The 21,291-nt window shown below is 56.3% G+C and carries 20 protein-coding genes; all 20 read left to right on the top strand.

Annotated features, from left to right (window positions below; all coding sequences use genetic code 11):
- The first annotated feature begins 4 nt into the window (after window positions 1-4).
- The 20 genes from JT718_RS08755 to JT718_RS08660 all read left to right on the top strand — a co-directional run bounded on the left by JT718_RS08755 (window position 5) and on the right by JT718_RS08660 (window position 21,200).
- Window positions 5-1,651 (top strand): sulfatase-like hydrolase/transferase, encoded by a 1,647-nt coding sequence (locus JT718_RS08755; RefSeq protein WP_205501855.1) that lies wholly within the window; start codon window positions 5-7, stop codon window positions 1,649-1,651.
- A gap of 247 nt (window positions 1,652-1,898) precedes the next feature.
- Complete coding sequence (locus JT718_RS08750) at window positions 1,899-2,447, top strand: 30S ribosomal protein S16 (RefSeq protein ID WP_205501854.1); 549 nt, start codon at window positions 1,899-1,901, stop codon at window positions 2,445-2,447.
- An 11-nt stretch (window positions 2,448-2,458) separates the two neighbouring features.
- Window positions 2,459-3,052: a ribosome maturation factor RimM gene (gene rimM, locus JT718_RS08745; protein ID WP_205501853.1), complete on the top strand. Its 594-nt coding sequence runs from the start codon at window positions 2,459-2,461 to the stop codon at window positions 3,050-3,052.
- Window positions 3,039-3,728: a tRNA (guanosine(37)-N1)-methyltransferase TrmD gene (gene trmD, locus JT718_RS08740; protein WP_205501852.1), complete on the top strand. Its 690-nt coding sequence runs from the start codon at window positions 3,039-3,041 to the stop codon at window positions 3,726-3,728. The genes rimM and trmD overlap by 14 nt, the downstream gene beginning before the upstream one ends.
- Window positions 3,729-3,810: 82 nt before the next feature.
- Window positions 3,811-4,164: a 50S ribosomal protein L19 gene (gene rplS / locus JT718_RS08735; RefSeq protein ID WP_205501851.1), complete on the top strand. Its 354-nt coding sequence runs from the start codon at window positions 3,811-3,813 to the stop codon at window positions 4,162-4,164.
- A gap of 560 nt (window positions 4,165-4,724) precedes the next feature.
- Window positions 4,725-5,156, top strand: coding sequence for a CBS domain-containing protein (locus JT718_RS08730; RefSeq protein ID WP_205501850.1), 432 nt, complete (start codon window positions 4,725-4,727; stop codon window positions 5,154-5,156).
- 82 nt (window positions 5,157-5,238) lie between these two features.
- Window positions 5,239-5,697 carry an NADH-quinone oxidoreductase subunit A gene (locus JT718_RS08725; RefSeq protein WP_205501849.1) on the top strand — a complete coding sequence of 153 codons (459 nt, stop codon included), beginning with the start codon at window positions 5,239-5,241 and terminating at the stop codon, window positions 5,695-5,697.
- Window positions 5,678-6,316: an NADH-quinone oxidoreductase subunit B gene (locus tag JT718_RS08720; RefSeq protein WP_205501848.1), complete on the top strand. Its 639-nt coding sequence runs from the start codon at window positions 5,678-5,680 to the stop codon at window positions 6,314-6,316. Before JT718_RS08725 ends, JT718_RS08720 begins: the two co-directional genes overlap by 20 nt.
- Window positions 6,317-6,434: 118 nt before the next feature.
- Complete coding sequence (gene nuoC, locus JT718_RS08715) at window positions 6,435-8,186, top strand: NADH-quinone oxidoreductase subunit C/D (protein WP_205501847.1); 1,752 nt, start codon at window positions 6,435-6,437, stop codon at window positions 8,184-8,186.
- A gap of 231 nt (window positions 8,187-8,417) precedes the next feature.
- Window positions 8,418-8,951, top strand: coding sequence for an NADH-quinone oxidoreductase subunit NuoE (gene nuoE, locus JT718_RS08710; protein ID WP_317195495.1), 534 nt, complete (start codon window positions 8,418-8,420; stop codon window positions 8,949-8,951).
- An 18-nt stretch (window positions 8,952-8,969) separates the two neighbouring features.
- On the top strand, window positions 8,970-10,244 hold the full coding sequence (gene nuoF, locus JT718_RS08705) for an NADH-quinone oxidoreductase subunit NuoF (RefSeq protein ID WP_205501846.1): 1,275 nt from the start codon (window positions 8,970-8,972) through the stop codon (window positions 10,242-10,244).
- Between the two features lies 1 nt (window position 10,245).
- Entirely contained in the window at window positions 10,246-12,981 is a 2,736-nt protein-coding gene (gene nuoG / locus JT718_RS08700) for an NADH-quinone oxidoreductase subunit NuoG (RefSeq protein ID WP_205501845.1), read from the top strand.
- Window positions 12,951-13,916 carry an NADH-quinone oxidoreductase subunit NuoH gene (gene nuoH, locus JT718_RS08695; RefSeq protein ID WP_205501844.1) on the top strand — a complete coding sequence of 322 codons (966 nt, stop codon included), beginning with the start codon at window positions 12,951-12,953 and terminating at the stop codon, window positions 13,914-13,916. Before nuoG ends, nuoH begins: the two co-directional genes overlap by 31 nt.
- A gap of 54 nt (window positions 13,917-13,970) precedes the next feature.
- Complete coding sequence (gene nuoI / locus JT718_RS08690; protein ID WP_205501843.1) at window positions 13,971-14,486, top strand: NADH-quinone oxidoreductase subunit NuoI; 516 nt, start codon at window positions 13,971-13,973, stop codon at window positions 14,484-14,486.
- 11 nt (window positions 14,487-14,497) lie between these two features.
- Complete coding sequence (nuoJ, locus tag JT718_RS08685; protein WP_205501842.1) at window positions 14,498-15,025, top strand: NADH-quinone oxidoreductase subunit J; 528 nt, start codon at window positions 14,498-14,500, stop codon at window positions 15,023-15,025.
- Complete coding sequence (gene nuoK, locus JT718_RS08680; RefSeq protein WP_205501841.1) at window positions 15,022-15,330, top strand: NADH-quinone oxidoreductase subunit NuoK; 309 nt, start codon at window positions 15,022-15,024, stop codon at window positions 15,328-15,330. The genes nuoJ and nuoK overlap by 4 nt, the downstream gene beginning before the upstream one ends.
- 2 nt (window positions 15,331-15,332) lie before the next feature.
- Window positions 15,333-17,225 carry an NADH-quinone oxidoreductase subunit L gene (nuoL, locus tag JT718_RS08675; RefSeq protein WP_205501840.1) on the top strand — a complete coding sequence of 631 codons (1,893 nt, stop codon included), beginning with the start codon at window positions 15,333-15,335 and terminating at the stop codon, window positions 17,223-17,225.
- Window positions 17,222-18,793 (top strand): NADH-quinone oxidoreductase subunit M, encoded by a 1,572-nt coding sequence (gene nuoM / locus JT718_RS08670; RefSeq protein WP_205501839.1) that lies wholly within the window; start codon window positions 17,222-17,224, stop codon window positions 18,791-18,793. Before nuoL ends, nuoM begins: the two co-directional genes overlap by 4 nt.
- Window positions 18,780-20,231: an NADH-quinone oxidoreductase subunit N gene (locus JT718_RS08665; RefSeq protein ID WP_205501838.1), complete on the top strand. Its 1,452-nt coding sequence runs from the start codon at window positions 18,780-18,782 to the stop codon at window positions 20,229-20,231. The genes nuoM and JT718_RS08665 overlap by 14 nt, the downstream gene beginning before the upstream one ends.
- Window positions 20,232-20,426: 195 nt before the next feature.
- Window positions 20,427-21,200: an SDR family oxidoreductase gene (locus JT718_RS08660; protein WP_205501837.1), complete on the top strand. Its 774-nt coding sequence runs from the start codon at window positions 20,427-20,429 to the stop codon at window positions 21,198-21,200.
- Window positions 21,201-21,291: the final 91 nt, after the last annotated feature.

The raw sequence follows: 21,291 nt of genomic DNA, 5'->3' as shown, positions 1-21,291 counted from the left end.
ATCCATGAGGCAACGCCTTCCGCAGTACGCTCTTCTTCTTTGTCTGGGGTTGTTTGTGCTGGGACTGTACGTGGCCACGGTGGAAATGCGCCCGGGCCGGTTGTACTTCCTGGTGACGTTCCTGCTCTTCCAGGACAGCGTTACTCGGCTTTTGTTGTACCTGCTGGTTTTTGCAGGCTCTTTGCTGGGGCTGCTCACCTCACTTTTCAACCGCAGTACTTGGTTCTACAGGCTCACCCTGCTCTTTCTCTTTCCCAGTCTGCTTCTCAGCTTAACGTACCGGTTCATCAGTGGCTACAATTTCATGTACCCCGATGCGGTCCTGGCCTGGAACAACCTGGCACTGGCTGACACGGCCCTTCAGAACTTTTATGGACAAATAGCTGCCGCCTTTTTCGCGGCGGTGGTCATTCTGGCGACCATTCACTTTATCAGGAAACGGATTCCGTGGCGAGCCCCTTCCTGGACCGGCTGGCTCGTGTCCTTGGCGGCCGTAGCTGTTTTTGCGCTCATGAAACGCACCACCGGCCTTGTTGACGACTTTCCGGCCCTTTACAGGGTACCGCTTACCTTCTTAGCTGCTGCCACAGACCAGGTTCCCCAACCCGTACGCACCCCGGTTCCGGTTGCTCCGGGTAGTAGCGGCGTTCCCCACCTGTTCCTGATCGTGGACGAGAGCATCACCGCCACCCAGCTGACCTTGCAGAACCGTAAGTTGCAGACCACCCCTTTTCTTTATTCGGTACGGGATCAATTGCTTGATTATGGCGTAGCCAGCTCGTTCACCAATCAGAGCGCCGGCTCCAACATTGCGTTGATGAGCGGCACCCGCCCAGCGGAAATCCCCGACCTTGCGTACCGCACCTTCTCCCGCACCAATATTTTCCAGTTTGCCCAAAAGGCCGGCTATGCCACCTATTACATTGATGCGCAACAGGGCGGAAACGTGCTGCAAAACTTCATGAGCCCCGAGGATCTGAAATACATTGACTATGTGGAGCGGCCAGGCGCGACCCATCCAGACACGCCGTATTACCAGCGGGACATGCTGGTGGCCCAGCGTCTGGCGCAGTTGGCGAAGCAGCCGCAAAAAGTATTCGTGTATGTAGTGAAGGCCGGTGCGCATTGGCCGTATGCCCGCACCTACCCGCAGGATTCTACTTTCTTCAAGCCAGTACTTTCGGCGCGCAGCATTTACAAAGACCGGGAACGCACCCTCAACACCTACCACAATTCCCTTCGGTGGACCGTGGACCAGTTTTGGCGCCGATTAATGAAAAACATCGCAAAAACAGACAGCACCGTCATTCTCTACACCTCAGACCACGGGCAGAACCTGGCCCAGGCCGGCATTAGCATCACCCACGCCTCGGTGCATAAGACCTCTCCACAAGAGGCAGCGGTTCCTCTCTGGATCTGGGACCCCAGTGGGCTTACAGGCCATTCACCAGATGAAAGACCAAAACTAGGCTACAGCCACGCCCACATCTTCCCCACGCTGCTCCGGCTGCAAGGCTATGCCCCTACCTGGGTTAGGCAACAGTACGGCCCATCCCTGCTGGACCAAGCTCCAGTACCTGCCGCTGAGAGGACTTTCCTGGCCGGAGACTTATTCGGGCGGGGTCCGCACAGCCTGGTACCCTTCCGGTAAGTTCTTTCAGAAGGAATACCACAACCCGTTTTAAGCCCTTTTTCCGGAAAACTGCCCCAAAATGCCCAAATGAGCGAACCCTTTCCTCACCCTCCATTAACTCCCCAAATCCTGAAAATCCACCTTCTCCTGAAAATCCTGCTCCCTGAACTATTCTCATCTACAATTCATTAGCACAATAAGAATTAATGCCGTATCTTTGCGGCCCAATGCCGGACGGGTTCCGGCGCATTAACAAAAGTTAACTATGCCTGTTAAAATCAGACTGGCCCGCAGAGGCCGCAAAAAAGCAGCTATGTACGATATCGTAGTAGCTGATTCTCGTTCGCCACGTGATGGTCGTTTCATCGAGAAATTGGGTACTTACAACCCCTTAACCAACCCTGCGTCTATCAACTTCAACGAAGACAAAGCGTTGGATTGGGTACTGAAAGGTGCACAACCAACTGACACCGTGAAAGCCATGCTTTCTTACACCGGTGTTATGTTCAGAAAACATTTACAGATTGGCGTGTTGAAAGGTGCGATCACCCAGGAGCAAGCCGATACGCGTTACCAAGAGTGGAAAGCCGCCAAAGAAGCTAAAATCACTGGTAAGAAAGAGCGTTTGAGCACGGAGAAATCTGCCAAACAACAAGCTGCTCTTGAAGCCGAAGCCAGAGTAAACGCTGCCCGTGCTGAGGCCCTGCGTGCCAGAGCTGCTGAAGCTGAGGCTGCTAACGCTCCTGCTGCAGAAGGTGATGCCACCGAAGGTGCTGAGGCTCCTGCTGCTGACGCTACTGAAGAACAAGCTTAATCTTACCGGCCATGACGTTAGACGCATGCTTCCAACTGGGGTATATTGTTCGCACGCATGGCACCAAAGGCCAGGTAGTCGCGTTTTTTGACGTTGACTTTCCGGAAGAGTACGATGAATTGGAATCAGTTTTCCTGTTAATCAACGGGAGGCTGGTTCCTTTTTTCATTGATGACCTCAACCCGCAGGACAAAGGCCGTAGCATCATCAAGTTTGAAGATGTGAACACGGTGGCCGAAGCCGAGAAACTCAAAGGCGTTAGCCTGTATTTACCCCTGAACCAACTCCCTGAGCTGGAAGAAGACCAGTTCTACTTCCATGAAGTGGTAGGGTACACGGTGGTAGACAAAGCCCTGGGCGAGCTGGGTACGGTGCAGACCTTCTACGACTTGCCCAACCAGGACTTGCTGGCCATGGACTACCAGGGCCACGAAGTCTTGATTCCGGTACAGGACGAGATCATTGAGCGTACCGATAAAACGGAGCGAAAACTCTACGTGAACCTGCCCGAAGGCCTGCTGGAAGTCTACACCCAACCCTCTAACCGCATGGAAGAGGAACCACCGCTGGAAGGCGAGGAAGACGAAGACGATGACGCGGTTTGATATCATTACCTGCCAACCCCACCTGCTCACCGGCCCTTTTGACCACTCTATCTTAAAAAGAGCCCAGGACAAAGGTCTGGTGGAAGTGCACCTGCATGACCTGCGCAAATACGCCATCAACAAGCACGGTCAGATTGATGACTATGCCTTTGGCGGCGGAGCCGGAATGGTGTTGATGATTGAGCCTATTGCCAAGTGCATCCGGGAACTGCAGGCCCAACGCACCTATGATGCGGTCATTTACATGACCCCAGACGGACAAACGCTGAACCAACCCATGGCCAACCGCTTGTCTCTGCTGAAGAACATCATCATCCTGTGCGGGCACTACAAAGGCGTGGACCAACGCGTACGGGATCTGTTTGTGACCCACGAGATCAGCATTGGGGACTACGTGCTCTCCGGCGGGGAACTGGCCGCCGCCGTGCTGGCCGACTCGCTGATCCGGTTGATTCCAGGGGTGTTGAATGACGAGAGCAGCGCGCTGTCAGACTCGTTCCAGGACAACCTACTGGCGCCGCCCGTGTACTCCAGGCCCGCTGACTTTGAAGGACATACCGTGCCAGAGATCCTGCTCTCCGGCAATACCCCCAAAGTGGAGGAGTGGCGGTTTGAGCAGGCGGTGCAGCGAACCCGGCAACTACGGCCCGATTTGCTGCGCGATGAAAAAATTTAGTACTTGTTGATTTACAATTAGAAAAATAACGTCTATATTTGCACTCCGAATTTTGCAGATAAATAGACACTATATTATAGTCATGAGCGATTTAATTAAATTAGTAGAGCAGGAATACGCTGAGAAACGTGCCTCAATCCCTGCTTTTGCTGCTGGCGACACCGTGAATATTCACGTTAAAATCCGTGAGGGTAACAAAGAGCGTATCCAGCAATTCCAAGGCGTGGTGTTGCAACGCAGAAACTCTGGTGCTAGCGAGACTTTCACGGTAAGAAAAGTGTCTAACCAAATTGGTACCGAGCGTATTTTCCCGGTTCTTTCTCCAAACATCGAGAAAATTGAGGTAATCCGCCGCGGTAAAGTAAGAAGAGCACGTCTGTTCTACTTGAGAGGCCTTTCTGGTAAAGCATCTCGTATCAAAGAAAGAAGAAGCTAAGCCTTATCGTTTTAGTTTTTCCATAGTTTTAGTTTCAAAGAAAGCCGATCTGCCAGATCGGCTTTCTTGTTTTCGGGGCTTGACGTACCAGCCCTACTCCCCACAACCAACTAGCAGGCACCGCATCAGGAATAGCCAAGCCCCTCATCCGGGAACACAGGCCCATTCACCGCAATCCTCCCTTCCCCATCGGCTCACCAGCAGTTGCTCCTGTTCTGGCCGGAGGTATGTCATGATGGCCTTGGCGGTGCGGGCTTGATCTGCGCCACCCTAAGAGGCTGCGCTAGTATGTAAACGTCCAGCATGGTTAGGCAACGACCGGGAAATGTCTGAGCACAGAGCCTACCGGAACCCAATTAGGCGCTTCACCAATCCATTTCCCGCTCCATTTAGGTGAGGTGATTAACAACTTTCAAAAATTCACCTATTATTATTCAGTTATATTGTTGTATTATTAAATAAAATACTATATTTCCTTTACCTTAAAAATTCAGAGCCGAAACAGTAGAAAAAGTCCCCCTTCTCACCCTGTAGAACACTCTTATGGAGGAAGAGACAAAATGGGTAAGGTTAGAAATCTGTTGGCAACCAAAGGGTACGCTATCTATTCCATAGAACCCGATGACACCGTGTACCAGGCCCTTGAGCTAATGTGCGAAAAGAACCTGGGGGCTCTCCTGATCTTGGACAAAGGAAAATTTACCGGAATCTTTACGGAAAGGGACTACGCCCGCAAAGTGATCCTGAAGGGGAAAGCCTCCAAGGAAACGCTGGTGCGGGAAGTCATGAGTGAGCACCCTGTCACCGTAACCCCTGACACCCCCATTGAGGACTGCATGAAGCTGATGACCCAAAGCTTCATCCGGCACCTGCCCGTTCTGGAAAATGGCCAGCTCGTAGGCCTTATCTCCATTGGAGACCTTGTGAAGTACATCATTGATGAGCAGAAGTTCATCATAGAAAACCTGGAACACTATATAACCGGTCACTAAGGGCTCGTACGCCCGAAGTGTGTCTACTTTCTATCCTTTTTGCATGCGGTAAACCAGAATCCAACCGATTCCCTGGAGGGGAATGGATTTGATCACATCTACCCAACCTAACACCCTTTTGTGGCCCCTATTGGTCTATGCCGCCATTGTGCTCAGCTTAGCTGGGGGCATTCTGCTCATCTCCCACTTTCTGGGTGCCCGGCACCAGGAACGCGCCACGGGTGAGCCCTACGAGGGCGGCATTGTCAGCACGGGTACGGCCCGCCTGCGCTTCTCTTCCCAATTCTACCTCATTGCTATGCTCTTCGTCATTTTTGATGTGGAGACCATTTTCATTGTGTCCTGGGCCATCGCGTTCCAGGAACTGGGATGGTACGGGTACTTTGGGGTGCTGGCGTTTATTGTGCTCCTGGTGGTGGTGCTGATCTATGAGTGGCGCAACGGGGCCCTGGACTTCGGTCCGGACGGCAGGAGGATTCTGCAGGCTTATAAGAAAATCACCCTAAAAGAGGAGACCCGGCATGAAGTGGTGGCTGAGTAGACCAGAACAACCTACGGGCGCGGTAAAGGGCACCGGCTCCTACGAGGAAACCATGCAGCAGAGCATCATGCTCAGTTCCATGCAGAGCCTGCTGGCCTGGGGCCGAAAGAACTCCATGTGGCCGTTCCACTTTGGGTTGTCCTGCTGTTTTGTGGAGATGGCCACCAGCATGACGCCCAAGTACGACCTGGCCCGTTTCGGGGCCGAGGTAATCCGGGGCACACCCCGGGAAGCCGATGTCATGATCATAGCCGGCACGGTCTTCATCAAAATGGCGCCCATCATCCAACGCCTGTACGAGCAGATGATGGAACCCCGCTGGGTCATATCCATGGGCTCCTGCGCCAACTCCGGCGGCATGTACGACATCTATAGTGTGGTGCAAGGGGTGGACAAATTCCTGCCCGTGGACCTGTACGTGCCCGGCTGCCCTCCCCGCCCCGATGCGTTCATGGAAGGACTGGTGCTGCTGTCAGAATCGGTGGGGAAAGAGAAACGGCCTTTGAGCTGGACAGTGGGCGAGCAGGGCATCATCCGGCCAGATAAAACCGAAGTGAAGGCACGCAAAGTAGAGCACCGTCGCCAAATGACCGAGTTCAGGTCACCAGACGAAATATAAACCAAATTATACATCAGGATAGCCCCAAAAGCTAGTGGAACCCCGTCAGTGTAGAGGGATGGACTAGGTACAAAAGGAAAACGCTTTGCCCCAGAATGGGCAACAAAACTCCTGTACAATGGATAGCAACGGCAACCTTCTGGCGCAACTGCAATCCCGTTTCGGTGAGGGCACCTTCACCGTACAGACCACCAAGGATGAGATCCTCACCCTCTGGATGCCTGTAGCCCAAGCCAAAGAGATCCTGCGGTACCTCAAGAGAGAAATCCCGCAGCCCTTCCCTTTCCTCTATGACCTCTGCGCCCTGGACGAACGCACCCGCAACCGCGCCACAAACCACGTTCCCCACACCGATTTCACCATTGTCTACCATCTGTTCTCCTACGCCCGGAACCAATTCATCAGGCTGAAAATAGGCTTGTTTGGGGAGTATCCTTCGCTGCCCAGCATAACCGGACTGTGGGCCAACGCCAATTGGTACGAGCGGGAAATCTATGACCTGTTCGGGATCAAGTTCGAGGGCCATCCGCACTTGTCACGCATTCTCATGCCGCGCACCTGGGAAGGGCACCCGCTGCGCAAGGAGCACCCGGCGCGGGCCACCGAGATGGGACCTTTCCGGTTGTGGGACGAAAAGCAGGATCGCGAACAGGAGGCCCTGAAGTTCAAGCCCGAGGAATGGGGCATGGCGCGCCAGAGCGAGGACAGTGATTTCATGTTTCTCAACATCGGGCCGCAGCACCCGGGCACCCACGGCGTTTTACGCATCATTCTACAATTAGACGGCGAAGACATTGTGGATGCCGTGCCCGAAATCGGGTTCCACCACCGCGGGGCCGAGAAGATGGGCGAGCGGCAGTCGTGGCACACTTATATCCCTTATACTGATCGGGTGGATTACCTGGGCGGCGTCATGAACAACCTGGCGTACCTGCTGGCGGTGGAGAAACTGGCGGGCATTGAGGTGCCGGAGCGGGTGAAAGTGATCAGGGTGATGATGTGCGAGTTCTTCCGGATTGCGAGCCACCTGGTGTGGTACGGCACCTTCGCGCAGGATCTGGGCCAGCTTTCGCCGGTGTTCTACATGTTCTCTGACCGCGAGAAAGTATTTGAGGTGGTGGAGGCCATCTGCGGCGGGCGCATGCACCCCAACTGGTTCCGCATAGGCGGCGTGTCGCAGGATTTGCCTAAGGGCTGGGAAACGCTGGTGCAGGGTTTTCTGGACTATTTTCCCAAAAGGCTCAAAGAGTACGACAGCATGGTGCTCAAGAACAGCCTGTTCAAAGCGCGCACGGTGGGAATAGGCATCTTCACCGCCGAGGAAGCCATTGAATGGGGTGTGACCGGGGCCAACCTGCGGGCCTGCGGCATGAACTGGGACTTCCGGAAAACGCGGCCTTACTCGGGCTACGAAACGTTTGATTTTGAGGTGCCCACCGGCCAGAACGGCGACTGCTATGATCGGGCGCTGGTGCGCGTAGCCGAGATGCGGCAAAGCCTACGCATCATTGAGCAGTGCCTCAAGAACATGCCCGCCGGTCCGTTCAAGGCCGATCACCCGCTCACCACGCCGCCCATCAAGAAACACACTATGCAGGACATCGAGACGCTCATCACGCACTTCCTGAACGTGAGCTGGGGACCGGTGATCCCGGCGGGCGAGGCCATGAGCTGCATCGAGGCCACCAAAGGCGCCAACAGCTATTACCTCACCTCAGACGGCAACACCTCGGCGTACCGCGTCCGCATCCGCACTCCCTCCTTCCCCCACATGCAGATGCTGCCCTACATCACGCGCGGCTACACCGTGGCCGACCTGCTCTCCATCCTCGGCGCCATGGACTACGTGCTGGCGGATATTGACCGGTAGCTTGATTGAGTGATTAAGAGAATGAGTGGTTGAGTGAATAAAAGAAGCCCTTCGGTTTAAGCGCTACTGAGTGACTTTGGTTTTGCGGCTGATTTCAGGAAAACAGCCCTAAAACAACCCGGCAGGAAAACCGCGGAAAGCCGAGGGGCTGCAAAATACAGTGAATGTCCGCCTGAGTTCTCTGTTTTTAGGCTGGTTTCTGGAAAACAGGCCTTAAACAGGGAACGTCAGGTGAGTGGAGAACAACTGAAGCGCTGCTGCTTGGGCAGTGAAATGAACAACAACAAAACCGAAGAACAGATGCTGACCACGGAGGAAATCGCGCAGATTGAACATGAGATTAGCCTGGTGCCGCAGAAGAAGGCGGCCTGCATTGAAGCCCTGAAAGTGGTGCAACAGCATCGCGGCTGGGTCTCGGATGAAAGCTTGAAGGATACGGCCACCATGCTGGGCATGTCGGCGGAGGAGCTGGACAGCGTGGCCACGTTCTACAACCTCATCTTCCGGCAGCCGGTGGGCCGCCACGTGATCCTGCTCTGCGACAGCATCAGTTGCTGGGTCATGGGTTACGAGCAGATCAGGGACCACCTGATGCAGAAACTGCAGATTAAGTATGGCGAGACCACCCCCGATGGCCGCTTCACGCTCCTGCCCAACGTCTGCCTGGGCACCTGCGACCGCGCCCCTGCCCTCATGATTGACGACCATCTGTACCAGAATGTGACCATTGAAGAGTTAGACGGAATCCTGCACCACCACAGATAAACCGCCCCGGCAAAATCCATGGAAAGACCCTTGACCAAACACATCCGCCCCGATAGAGAGCCCCTCAGCCTGCAGGAGTATGAACGGGTGGGCGGCTACCAGGCGGTGCGGAAAGCCCTGCAGGAACTCTCGCCCGAGGCAGTGGTAGCGCTGGTGAAAGACTCTAACCTGCGCGGCCGAGGCGGGGCTGGGTTCAACACCGGGCTCAAGTGGAGTTTCGTGCCCATGGGTCCGGACGTGCCCCGGCCAAAATACCTGGTGGCGAACGCCGATGAAATGGAGCCCGGCACCTTCAAAGACCGCATGTTGCTGGAAGGAAATCCGCACCAACTCATTGAGGGCATGATTGTGGCCTCCTATGCCATTGGGGCGGATATTTCCTACGTGTTCCTGCGCTGGGCCTACAAAAAAGCTGCCCAGGGGATTGTCAGGGCCATTCAGGAAGCTTATGCCGCCGGTTACCTGGGGCAGAACATTTTGGGTTCGGGTTTCAGTTTGGAGATGCACCTGCACACCGGCGTGGGCCGCTACATGTGCGGCGAGGAAACCGCGCTGCTCAACGCCCTGGAAGGCAAACGCGCTATGCCGCGGGCCAAACCACCTTTTCCGCAGGTGAGCGGGCTGTACGGCAAACCCACCATCGTGAACAACGTGGAAACGCTTTGCTGCTTGCCCCATATCGTGAATAATGGCCCGGAATGGTTCAAAGGCCTGAGCCGCACCCAGGATGCCGGCACCAAGATCTACGGCGTGAGCGGCAAGGTGAAACGGCCCGGCGCCTGGGAATTGCCCATGGGCGTGACCATCCGGGAACTGGTGGAAGAATACGCCGGCGGCATGCTGGACGGCTACAAGTTCAAGGGGGCCCTGCCCGGCGGCGCCTCCACCGATTTCCTGGTAGAGCAGCACCTGGATACGCCTATGGATTACACGTCCATCGCGGCGGCGGGCAGCCGCATGGGCACCGGCACCATGATCATTTTGGATGACCAGACCTGCCCCGTGGGCTTCGTGCACAACCTCCAGCATTTCTTCGCGCAGGAGTCCTGCGGTTTCTGCACGCCCTGCCGCGAGGGCCTGCCCTGGGTAGAGAAAGTCCTGCTCTCCATTGACCGCGGCGAGGGTCGGCCCGAGGATATGAACATCCTGGATTTCCATACCAAATACCTTGGTCCGGGCAACACCTTCTGCGCCCTTGCCCCCGGAGCCATGGAACCCCTGCAGAGCGCCCTGAAATACTTCCGGGAGGATTTTGAACGCCACATCCACGATCACCAATGTCCCTGGAAGTAGCATGCCCACCATCTACATAGACAACGTGCCCTACGAGGTAAAGGCCGGCAAAAACCTGCTGGAGGCCTGCCTGAGCTTAGGCAAAGACCTGCCCTATTTCTGCTGGCACCCGGCCATGGGATCGGTGGGGGCTTGCCGCCAGTGCGCCGTGAAAGTCTTCAAAGACGAAACAGATACCAAAGGCCGATTGATCATGTCCTGCATGGAACCGGTGCGCGACCAGATGCGCCTGTCCATTGAAGAGCCTGAGGCCAAAGAGTTCCGCAAGCACGTGATTGAGTGGCTCATGACGAACCACCCCCACGACTGCGCCGTCTGCGACGAGGGCGGGTCCTGCCACCTGCAGGACATGACCGTGATGACGGGCCACGCCTACCGCCGCTTCCAGTTCAAGAAACGCACCTACCAAAACCAATACCTGGGCCCGTTCCTCAACCACGAGATGAACCGCTGCATCCAGTGTTACCGCTGCGTGCGCTACTATAAAGACTATGCCGGCGGCAAAGACCTGGACGTGTTCGGGGCGCACAACCACGTGTATTTCGGGCGGGCCGAAGATGGCGTGCTGGAGAGCGAGTTTAGCGGCAACCTGGCTGAGGTTTGCCCCACCGGCGTCTTCACCGATAAAACCCTGAAGCAGCACTATACCCGCAAATGGGACCTGACCATGGCTCCTTCCATCTGCCACCACTGCAGTTTGGGTTGCAACATCACCGCCGGCGAACGCTACGGCTCTTTACGCCAGATCGTGAACCGCTACAACGGCGAGGTGAACGGCTATTTTCTCTGTGACCGGGGCCGTTTTGGGTACGAGTTTGTGAATAGTCCGGCCCGGGTGAAAAAAGCCTTGGTGCGGAGTAAACTGCCCGAAGCGGTTTCCCGCCAGGAGGCTTTGCAGGAAGTAACCGCGCAACTCAAGAACGCCCGCCTCATCGGCATCGGCTCGCCGCGCGCTTCACTGGAGTCTAACTTTGCATTGAAGGCGCTGGTGGGCGAAGACAACTTCCACAGCGGCGTCTCCGATACGGACTATGACCTGGTGAACATGAGTCTGAAGATTCTGCAGTCTTCGCCGGCGCGCACCTTTAGTATGCGGGAAGTAGAGAAAGCCGATGCGGTGTTCATCCTGGGCGAGGACCTGATCAACACCGCTCCCCGGCTGGGTTTGGCCGTACGGCAGTCGGTAAGGCTACAGCCCATGGAAACGGTGATGCAGGCCAGTATCCCCTACTGGCAGGATGCCGCCGCCCGGGAACTGGTGCAGGACCAGCACGGCCCGCTATTCATGGCCACGCTCACCGCCACCAAACTGGATGAGATCGCCACCGCTGCGGTTCACGCCTCACCAGATACTATCTCCCGCCTGGGTTTTGCCGTAGCCAACCTGATCAGCGCCGAGTCGCCGGAGGTGCCGCATCTCCCAGAGGAAGAACAGGCCCTGGCGGAGCAGATCGCGCAGGCACTGGTCCACGCAAAAAGACCTTTGATCATCTCGGGTTGTTCCAGCGGCAGCGAAGCCGTGCTGGAAGCCACCGCTAACCTCACCGCAGCCCTGCACGCCCAAAATCCAGAAACCGGCATCGTGCTCACCGTTCCTGAATGCAACAGCATGGGCCTGGCAATGCTGGGAGGTCACCGGCTGGATTCTGCTTTTGCGGCCATCCACAACAACTACGCCGATGCGGTCATCATCCTGGAGAACAACCTGCACCGCTGCGCCGATAAAGCAGAGGTAGACCGGTTCCTGGGCAAAGCCAAACAGGTCATCGTGCTGGACCACCTGCACCACGCCACCTCTGAGAAAGCCCACATCGTGCTGCCGGCCGGCGCCTTCTCTGAGGCAGACGGCACCCTGGTGAACAACGAGGGTCGGGCCCAGCGCTTTTACCAGGTCTATCCCACCGCAGAGGACATCCAGGAAAGCTGGCGCTGGCTCTCCCAAATTGGACAAGCTTTGCACGTGCCCCTGATGAACCAGTGGGAGAACCTGGACGATGTAACCCACGCGCTTATAGAAATCGAACCCAGGTTCAGGAGTCTGGAGGCTATTGCGCCACCCGCCGGCTTCCGGATTGCGGGTCAGAAAGTGCCTAGGGAAACGCATCGGTTCAGCGGCCGCACTGCCATGTTCGCCCACCACAGTGTAAGCGAGCCTAAACCACCCGAAGACCCCGATGCGCCGCTTTCCTACACCATGGAAGGGTACCGGGGGCAACCGCCTTCGCCTATCACGCCTTTCTTCTGGGCACCGGGCTGGAACTCCATGCAGTCGGTGAACAAGTACCAGGACGAAGTGGGTGGGCATCTGCGATACGGTGATCCGGGGGTGCGGCTTATAGAACCCGGGCAGAACGGCACCCATCGCTATTACCACGAAGCACCCGAGGACTTCCAGCCCCTGAAAGACCACTTACTCGTGCTGCCGCTGCCCCACATTTTTGGCTCTGAGGAACTGAGCTGTTTTTCGCCCGGAATTGCAGAAAGAGCCCCGAAACCCTACGTGGCCCTGAGCCCGCAAGACGCACAGATGTATGGGCTGGAAGCCGGGGAGATCCTCAGTTTCACGTTGAACCACCAGACGTTCCGGTTGCCGGTAAAACTGTTTCCTGAGCTACCCCTTGGCACCGCGGGTTTACCCAGAGGTCTCCCCGATGTTCCTTTTGCTGAAGTACCCGCCTGGGCCATCATCCTTAAACAAGAACCGGCATGGAAGAATCAACCTCACACTATCTCCTGATCATTGGAGGCGTGTTGTTTGCGCTGCTGAACGTGGCGGCGGGGCTCATCTGGGTGGAACGCCGGATGCTGGCGCTCTGGCAGGACCGCTATGGCCCTAACCGCGCGGGTCCCTTCGGGTTGTTCATCGTGCTCGCCGATACCCTGAAGCTGTTCTTCAAGGAAGACTGGATTCCGCCCCTGGCCGATAAAGTGGTGTTTGTGATCGCCCCGGCCATTGTGCTGGTGACGGTGCTGCTGGGTTTTGTGGTGGTGCCGTTTGCGCCCGGCATCGTGGTGGCCGACCTCAACATCGGAATCTTGTTTTTCCTGGCCATGTCTTCCATGGGTGCTTACAGCATTATTCTGGGCGGCTGGGCCTCCAACAACAAATACTCGCTGCTAGGGGCCATGCGCGGCGCGGCCCAGATGATTTCCTATGAGGTGTTCATGGGACTGGCCTTGATGGGTGTGGTGCTTTTGACCGGCACGTTTAACCTGAGCACCATTGTGGAAGCCCAGCGCGATCTCTGGTTTTTCATCCCGCAGATCCTGGGGTTTGTCATCTTTTTCATCGCCGGCGTGGCCGAGACGCACCGCCTGCCCTTTGACATCCCGGAATCGGAGAGCGAGTTGGTGGCGGGGTTCCACTCAGAGTACTCGGGCATGAAATTCGGGATGTTCTTTATTGGCGAGTACCTGGGCATTACGCTCATCTCGTGCATGGTGGTGACCCTGTATTTCGGGGGATGGCTGGGTCCGGGTTTTCTGCCGCCGCTGTTCTGGTTCGCCATCAAGGTGTTCGCTTTCATCAGCCTGTTCATCCTGCTGCGCGCCTCCCTGCCCCGCCCCCGCTACGACCAACTCATGGAATACGGCTGGAAGATTCTGCTTCCGCTTTCCCTGGTGAACCTGCTGGTAACGGCGGCCATTGTCCTGATGCAAAACGAACCTTAACGCATAAATCCGTCATCGCTCTCGCTGGGCCCTGGCATAAAGAAAGGAGCTGATATGTTTAGTATTCTCAGAAGCATGGGGTTAACCTTCCTGCACGCGTTCCACAAGCGCGACACCATCCAGTACCCCGAGGAAAAAGCCAAGCTCTCCACCCGCTGGCGCGGCCGGATTGTGCTCACCCGCGACCCAGACAAGGGCGAGCGCTGCGTGGGCTGCTACCTCTGCGCGGCGGCCTGCCCGGTAGACTGCATCTCGCTGCAATCCACGGAGGACGAGAACGGCCGCCGCTACCCGGATTTCTTCCGGATCAACTTCTCGCGCTGCATTTTCTGCGGGTTCTGCGAGGAGGCCTGTCCCACCTACGCCATCCAGCTTATCCCCGATTTTGAGATGGCCGAGTACAACCGCCAGAACCTGGTCTACGAGAAAGAAGACCTGCTCATTGACGGGCAGGGCAAATACCCCGGCTACAACTACTACAAAGTGGCAGGCATGGCCATTGGGGGCAAGGATAAGGGCGAAGGAATCAATGAAAATCCGCCGGTGAACGTGAAAAGCCTGCTGCCCTAACCAGAACTGCCATGGAACTGACCTTTTTCATCGCCGCCGCCGTCGCTGTTCTGGCCACCATTATGGTAGTCACACAATACAACCTCATCCATGCGCTGCTGTACCTAGTGGTGTCGTTTCTGGCTATTTCGGTGGTGTTTTTCACATTGGGGGCTCCTTTCATGGCCGCCCTGGAGATCATCATCTACGCCGGGGCCATTGTGGTGCTCATCATCTTTGTGATCATGATGCTGAACCTCACCCAGGAAGACATACAGCACGAAAAGGAATGGCTGAAACCCCGCATCTGGATCGGCCCGGCCGTATTGTCCATGATCCTGCTGGTGGAGCTGGTCTACATTTTCACCGCTGACACCCCCGACACCTACCGTAGCACGCCCGTGGAGGCGCAGGCGGTGGGCATGTCTTTGTTCGGACCTTACGTGCTGGGCGTGCAGCTGAGCGGCATGCTGCTGATGGCGGGCATTGTGGGCGCCTATCATTTGGGCCGGCAGAAAAAGAAAGTAATCCACCGTTTTCTGGAAAGGACCGAGGCATGAATACGCTCCCCATGGAATACGGCCTGCTGCTGGCGGGCATCCTCTTCGTCATCGGGCTGGTGAGTCTGCTCATCCGGCGCAACATCATCTTTATGCTCATTTCGGTGGAGATCATGCTCAATGCCGCCGGGCTGGCTTTCATTGTGGCCGGGGCGCGCTGGGCCCAACCCGAGGGACAGGTGATGTTCATCTTCATCATCACCATGGCCGCCGCCGAAGTCTCCGTGGGCCTGGCCCTGATTCTCCAGTTGTACCACAACCTGAAAACCCTTGACAGCGACGCAGCCAACCTAATGCACGGATAGCTATGGAAAATCTACTCTGGGTCATTCCCGCTTTGCCTTTCATGGGTGCCCTTCTGCTCATTCTGCTGGGCGGCAGATTGTCCGGTCCCGCGGTGTCTGCGATTGGCGTAGGATGTGTGGGGCTGGCGGCGGTTTTCACGTTGCTTCTGGGTTTCCAATTCTTGACTGATGCTCCGGCAGGCGGCGTGTACCGGCAGGAAGTTTGGCAATGGTTTGAGGTAGCAGGCTTCAATCCAAGTATCGCCTTTCACCTGGATGCGCTGTCACTGGTATTCATCTTCGTGATTACGTTCGTGGGCTTTCTCATTCACCTGTACTCTACCGCTTACATGGCCGAGGACGAGGGTTTCACCCGCTTTTTCGCGTACATGAACCTGTTTGTGGGCTCCATGCTGGTGCTAGTGTTGGCGGACAACCTGCTGCTGTTGTACCTGGGTTGGGAAGGCGTGGGCTTGTGCAGTTACCTTTTGATTGGGTTTTGGTATAAAGAGCCCCAAAACGGCTATGCCGCCCGCAAGGCCTTCATCATTACCCGCGTGGGCGACACCGCTATGGCCATCGGCTTGTTCATGCTCTTCCAGTACTTCGGGACGCTGCATATCCAGAGCATTTCCACGGAGGCAGTCCAAAGCTGGCCCGTAGGTGCGCAGCCTGCCCTGTTGATTGCGTTTCTGTTGCTAGGAGGAGCCGTGGGAAAATCAGGCCAGTTGCCGCTGCAAACCTGGCTCCCCGATGCCATGGCCGGACCAACACCCGTGAGCGCGCTCATTCACGCGGCTACCATGGTGACAGCGGGCGTATACCTCATTGCCCGGATGCACGTGCTGTTTGAATTAGCACCTGTAGCCCAGTTGACGGTAGCGGTGATTGGAGCGGTGACGCTGCTCCTGGCGGGCTTCTCCGCGCTTACCCAGTCAGACCTGAAGCGGGTGCTGGCCTACTCCACCATCAGTCAGATTGGGTACATGTTCCTGGCATTGGGTGTGGGTGCCTGGAGCGCGGGTATTTTCCATTTCATGATTCACGCTTTCTTCAAAGCGTTGCTCTTCCTGGCGGCCGGGGCCATCATCCTTTCGCTGCACCATGAGCAGAACATGTTCAAAATGGGCGGCCTGAAAGAGAAAATGCCGGCTGTGTTCTGGACCTTCCTGATTGGAGCCGCTTCTCTGGCTGCTTTGCCGCTGATTACCGCCGGTTTTTACAGCAAAGACCAGATTCTGTGGCTGGCGTTGGCGGGCGAACGGGGCAATGTGTGGCTTTATGCGGCCGGGTTGATGGGCGCCTTCATCACCGCCATCTACACCTTCCGGATGGTGTTCATCACCTTCTATGGCGAATCCAAAACGCACCTGGAGCATCCGCCGGGCACCCTCATCATTCTGCCCTTGGTGGTATTGGCCATCCTTTCCACCATTGGCGGCTTTATTGAATTGCCGCATAACTTCGGGCATGTGGTCTTGTTCTCTGACCTTTTACGCCCGGTTTTGCCAAATCTGGCCGTAGACGATAGTCTGGCTTCTGCGGAGTGGATGTTCCAGGTACTGGCCGCAGCTATTTCATTGGCGGGCGTGTTGATTGCCTTCCTGGTTTACCTGAAAAAGCCCGAACTGCATGCGCAAATCCGGAACTCAGGGGCGGCCATGGCTTTGCACCGGTTCTGGTACTCGGGTTGGGGGTTTGACAAGCTGTACGGCGCCCTCTTTGTGCAGCCTTTCGTGTTTCTGGCCACCCTCAACAAGAACGATGTCATTGATTCCTTCTATTCGTTTCTGACTTCCCTGACCCGGGCCCTGAACCGGGGTCTGGCCCAAACCCAGAATGGTATTCTGCGCTGGTACATGATGGGCGTGGTAGTGGGCGCCCTCATTATTCTCACCATAAGTTTACTGCCATGATGCTCGCCTGGCTTCTTATTCTCTTGATGGCTGGTGGTATTCTGGCCTGGGTCAGCGGCAGACTACATGCCCAGGCCCCGCGCTGGATTGCCTTGTTCGTCTCGCTGGCCTGTTTAAGCATCACGCTGTTCCTCTGGACGCAAACGCCTCCGGCCATCAGCCCCGCGGGTACCTGGCTGCTCCGGTATGAACTGCCCTGGGTGCCGCAGTGGGGCGTTTCCTTTTCCCTGGCCTTGGACGGACTGAGCTTACTTATGCTGGCCCTTACGTTCTTCATCGGCTTGGTTTCTGTGCTGATTTCCTGGAAAGAGATTAAAAACAAGGTAGGCTTTTTCCACTTCAACCTGCTCTGGGTCTTGGCGGGCATTACGGGCGTATTCCTCACCATGGATTTGTTCCTGTTTTACTTTTTCTGGGAAGTAATGCTCATTCCCATGTACTTCCTGATTGGCATTTGGGGCCACGAGAACCGGACCTACGCCGCCTACAAGTTCTTCATTTTCACCCAAGCCAGCGGGCTGCTCATGCTGCTCTCCATTCTGGGCCTGTATTTTGTGCATGGCGCGGCTACCGGCACGTACACGTTCAACTACTTTGAGCTGCTGGGCACCAATTTTCCGCCCGGCGTGGGCGGTTGGCTCATGGCGGGTTTCCTGGCAGCATTCCTAGTGAAACTGCCCGTGGTGCCGTTCCATTCCTGGCTCCCCGATGCCCACTCCCAAGCCCCTACCGCCGGCAGCGTGATTCTGGCCGGACTGCTGCTGAAAACCGGGGCCTACGGTCTGCTACGCTTCGTGATTCCGCTGTTCCCGGAGAACGCGCAGGCCTTTGCCCCCGGGGCGATGCTGTTGGGGGTAATAGGCATCCTGTACGGCGCACTCCTGGCTTTCGCCCAAACCGACCTAAAACGCCTCATTGCCTACACCAGCGTGAGCCACATGGGCTTTGTGGTGCTGGGTGTGTTTGCGTTTAACCAGTGGGCGTATCAGGGCGTGGTGATGCAGATGATTACGCACGGCATCAGTACCGGCGCCTTGTTCATTCTGGCGGGCTTGCTGTACGAGCGGCTCCACACCCGCGATATCCGGCAGATGGGCGGTTTCTGGCCTGCTATTCCAAAAATGGGGGTGATAGCCTTGGTGTTTGTGATGGCCTCACTGGGTCTGCCCGGACTAGGAAATTTCATTGCCGAGTTCCTGACCCTGGTGGGCAGTTGGCGGGCCAATCCGGTCCTAACAATCTTCGCAACCATCGGGTTGGTGGCGGCCACCGTGTATTCGCTCCGGATTATGCAGCGAGTGTTCTTGGGAGCTCAAAAAACCTCCAAAGGCATGCGGGACCTTAGCTTTCGGGAAATGGTGATTGCCCTGCCGCTGGTGGCGCTCATCCTGTGGCTGGGCCTATATCCGCAACCGGTGTTGGACCTGGCCCAGGGCTCGCTGGAAGAACAGTTGGAGGCTTACCAGAAGCCTGAGCTTAAAACCACTTCCCCCAATGCGGTCACGCTTACCGCACATCCCCAGGATTCAGTTCACACTTTGAAAGGAGGCAGCCATGCGCTTGAATGATCTAACGTACCTGATGCCCTTGCTTGTGCTAGTGGGGGCCTCTATAGTAACCATGTTGTCGGTGGCGGTAAAGCGAAACCACCGGGTGGTTTTCGGGCTGACGGTGCTGGCTCACCTGGTAGCCATGTATTTTCTACTTCCGTTGCGGGGCTTCACCTACCCCATTCCGCCCTTCCTGATTATTGATGGTTGGGGCGTGTTCACCATGGGTCTGATTCTGGCTACCTCACTTTTTGTGACCATGGTTTCCTACGCCTACTTTGAACAACGCGAAGAACGCAAGGAAGAATATTACATTCTGCTGCTGCTGGCTACGCTGGGAGCCTGTGTACTGGTGATCAGCCAGCATTTCATGGCGCTCTTCCTGGGGCTGGAGGTGCTCAGTGTCTCCTTGTACGCGCTTATCTCCTACCTGCGCACCCGCGAAATGTCTGACGAGGCAGGCATCAAATACCTCATTCTGGCCGCTATGTCCTCGGCGTTCATGCTCTTTGGCATGGCCCTCATGTATGCCGTCACCGGCACCATGGCCTTCCCCGAAATGGCTGCTTTCCTGAATTCCGGACAGGAAATGCCGCTCCTATTTTTAACAGGTTTCGGGCTGATAGTGGTGGGCGTGGGCTTTAAACTGGGCGTAGTGCCTTTCCACATGTGGGCGCCTGATGTGTACGAAGGCGCGCCGGCCCCGGTCACGGCGTTTATTGCCACCGTTTCTAAGGGTGGCATGATGGGCCTGCTCATCCGGTTCATCTCTGAGACCAACGGCTACCGTTATCCCAGCCTGCTGCTCATCTTTACTATCATTGCCATTGCCTCCATGCTGGCCGGCAACCTGTTGGCGCTTCGGCAGAAGAACATCAAGCGCCTCCTCGCCTATTCGTCCATTGCCCACCTGGGCTATTTGCTCATTGCCTTTCTGGCCGGAAACCAACTGGGCGTGGAAGCGGTGAGCTTTTATCTGGTAGCCTACTTCATCACCACGCTGGGGGCTTTTGGCGTGGTGGCTTTCTTGTCTGACAACGTACGCGACGCCGACCAACTGGAGGATTACCGCGGCTTGTTCTGGCGGCGTCCGGCCACGGCAGCTATTTTCACGGCTATGCTGCTCTCCTTAGCCGGCATTCCGCTCACGGCGGGGTTTGTGGGCAAATTCTACATTCTGGCCTCGGGCGTGAACACCCAGCAATGGATTCTGGTGGGCATGCTGGTCTTGAACAGCATCATTGGGGTGTATTACTACATCAAAGTAATTGCCGTTATGTTCGCTCAGCCCGAGCAGAAACCCGAACTAAGGAAGGTGTTGCATCCGGCCATTTCCTTTGCCAGCGGCGCCACCATGGCGGTGCTGGGCTTGCTCTTGGTGTGGATAGGCGTTTTCCCTTCCACGCTGGTGCAGCTCATACGGGGTTTGCTGGTCACGTTCATGGCCTCCCTGTAACCACGTTTTCAGACGAAGCAACCTTCCCTAAGCCAATTGCGACAGGCCGAAATCTGGTTCTGTTGCTTTTGGCTTATTTTCCTGGAAAAGCCCCCATAACGCTTCTTAAAACAGACCATCCGCCAACAGGCTTTCCCTTCTGCCGAATTCTGCGTACACTTAAGCTTTCAAATCATCTTTTCAAGTAAAAAGCAAATGCAGAATAACCGTTGGAGACTAGACGGTCGCCGGGCCCTGGTAACCGGAGGCACCAAAGGCATAGGCGCCGCCATTGCCGAAGAGTTGTTGAACCTTGGGGCCGAAGTGTTGATTGTGGCCCGCAAGGAACTGGAGGTAAACCAGGCCGTGACCGACTGGCGCAGCCGGGGCTTAGGAGCCTCCGGCATGGTAGCCGACGTAAGCCAGGCCGCCGACCGCCTGAACCTGATCCAATTGGTGGAGAACACCTGGGGTTCGCTGGACATCCTGGTGAACAACGTGGGCACTAACATCCGCAAGAAAATCGGGGACTACACCTCTGAGGAATACAGCTACCTACTCAACACCAATCTCACCTCGGCGTTTGAGTTGTGCCGGTTGGCGCATCCGTTTCTGAAAGCCTCGCCGCAGGGCAACGTGGTGAATGTGTCCTCGGTGGCGGGACTGGGACACGTGCGCACCGGGGCCATCTACGGCATGACCAAGGCCGCGCTGGTACAGCTCTCCAAGAATCTGGCGGGCGAGTGGGCACCGGACGGCATTCGGGTAAACTGCGTGGCACCGTGGTACATCAGAACACCGCTGGCCGAGCAGGTGCTGCAGAACCAAGAGTACCTGGAAAGCGTGCTGAGCCGAACCCCTACCAGAACCATCGGGAACCCCGAGGATGTGGGGGCCGCCGTGGCTTTCCTATGCATGCCGGCCGCTGCCTACATCACGGGTCAGTGCATTGCCGTAGACGGCGGTATGAGCATCAATCTGTTTGGGTAAGAACCGTTGTTAATAAAAAGAAACTCCTCCCTGGCACTGTGGCTAAGGAGGAGTTTCTTTTTGTGCTCTTTTCTTGAAAACAGCCTGAAAA

It is taken from the genome of Rufibacter psychrotolerans (assembly GCF_016924645.1).
GTDB classification, from domain to species: domain Bacteria; phylum Bacteroidota; class Bacteroidia; order Cytophagales; family Hymenobacteraceae; genus Nibribacter; species Nibribacter psychrotolerans.
This window is presented reverse-complemented; position numbering and strand designations above follow the sequence as displayed.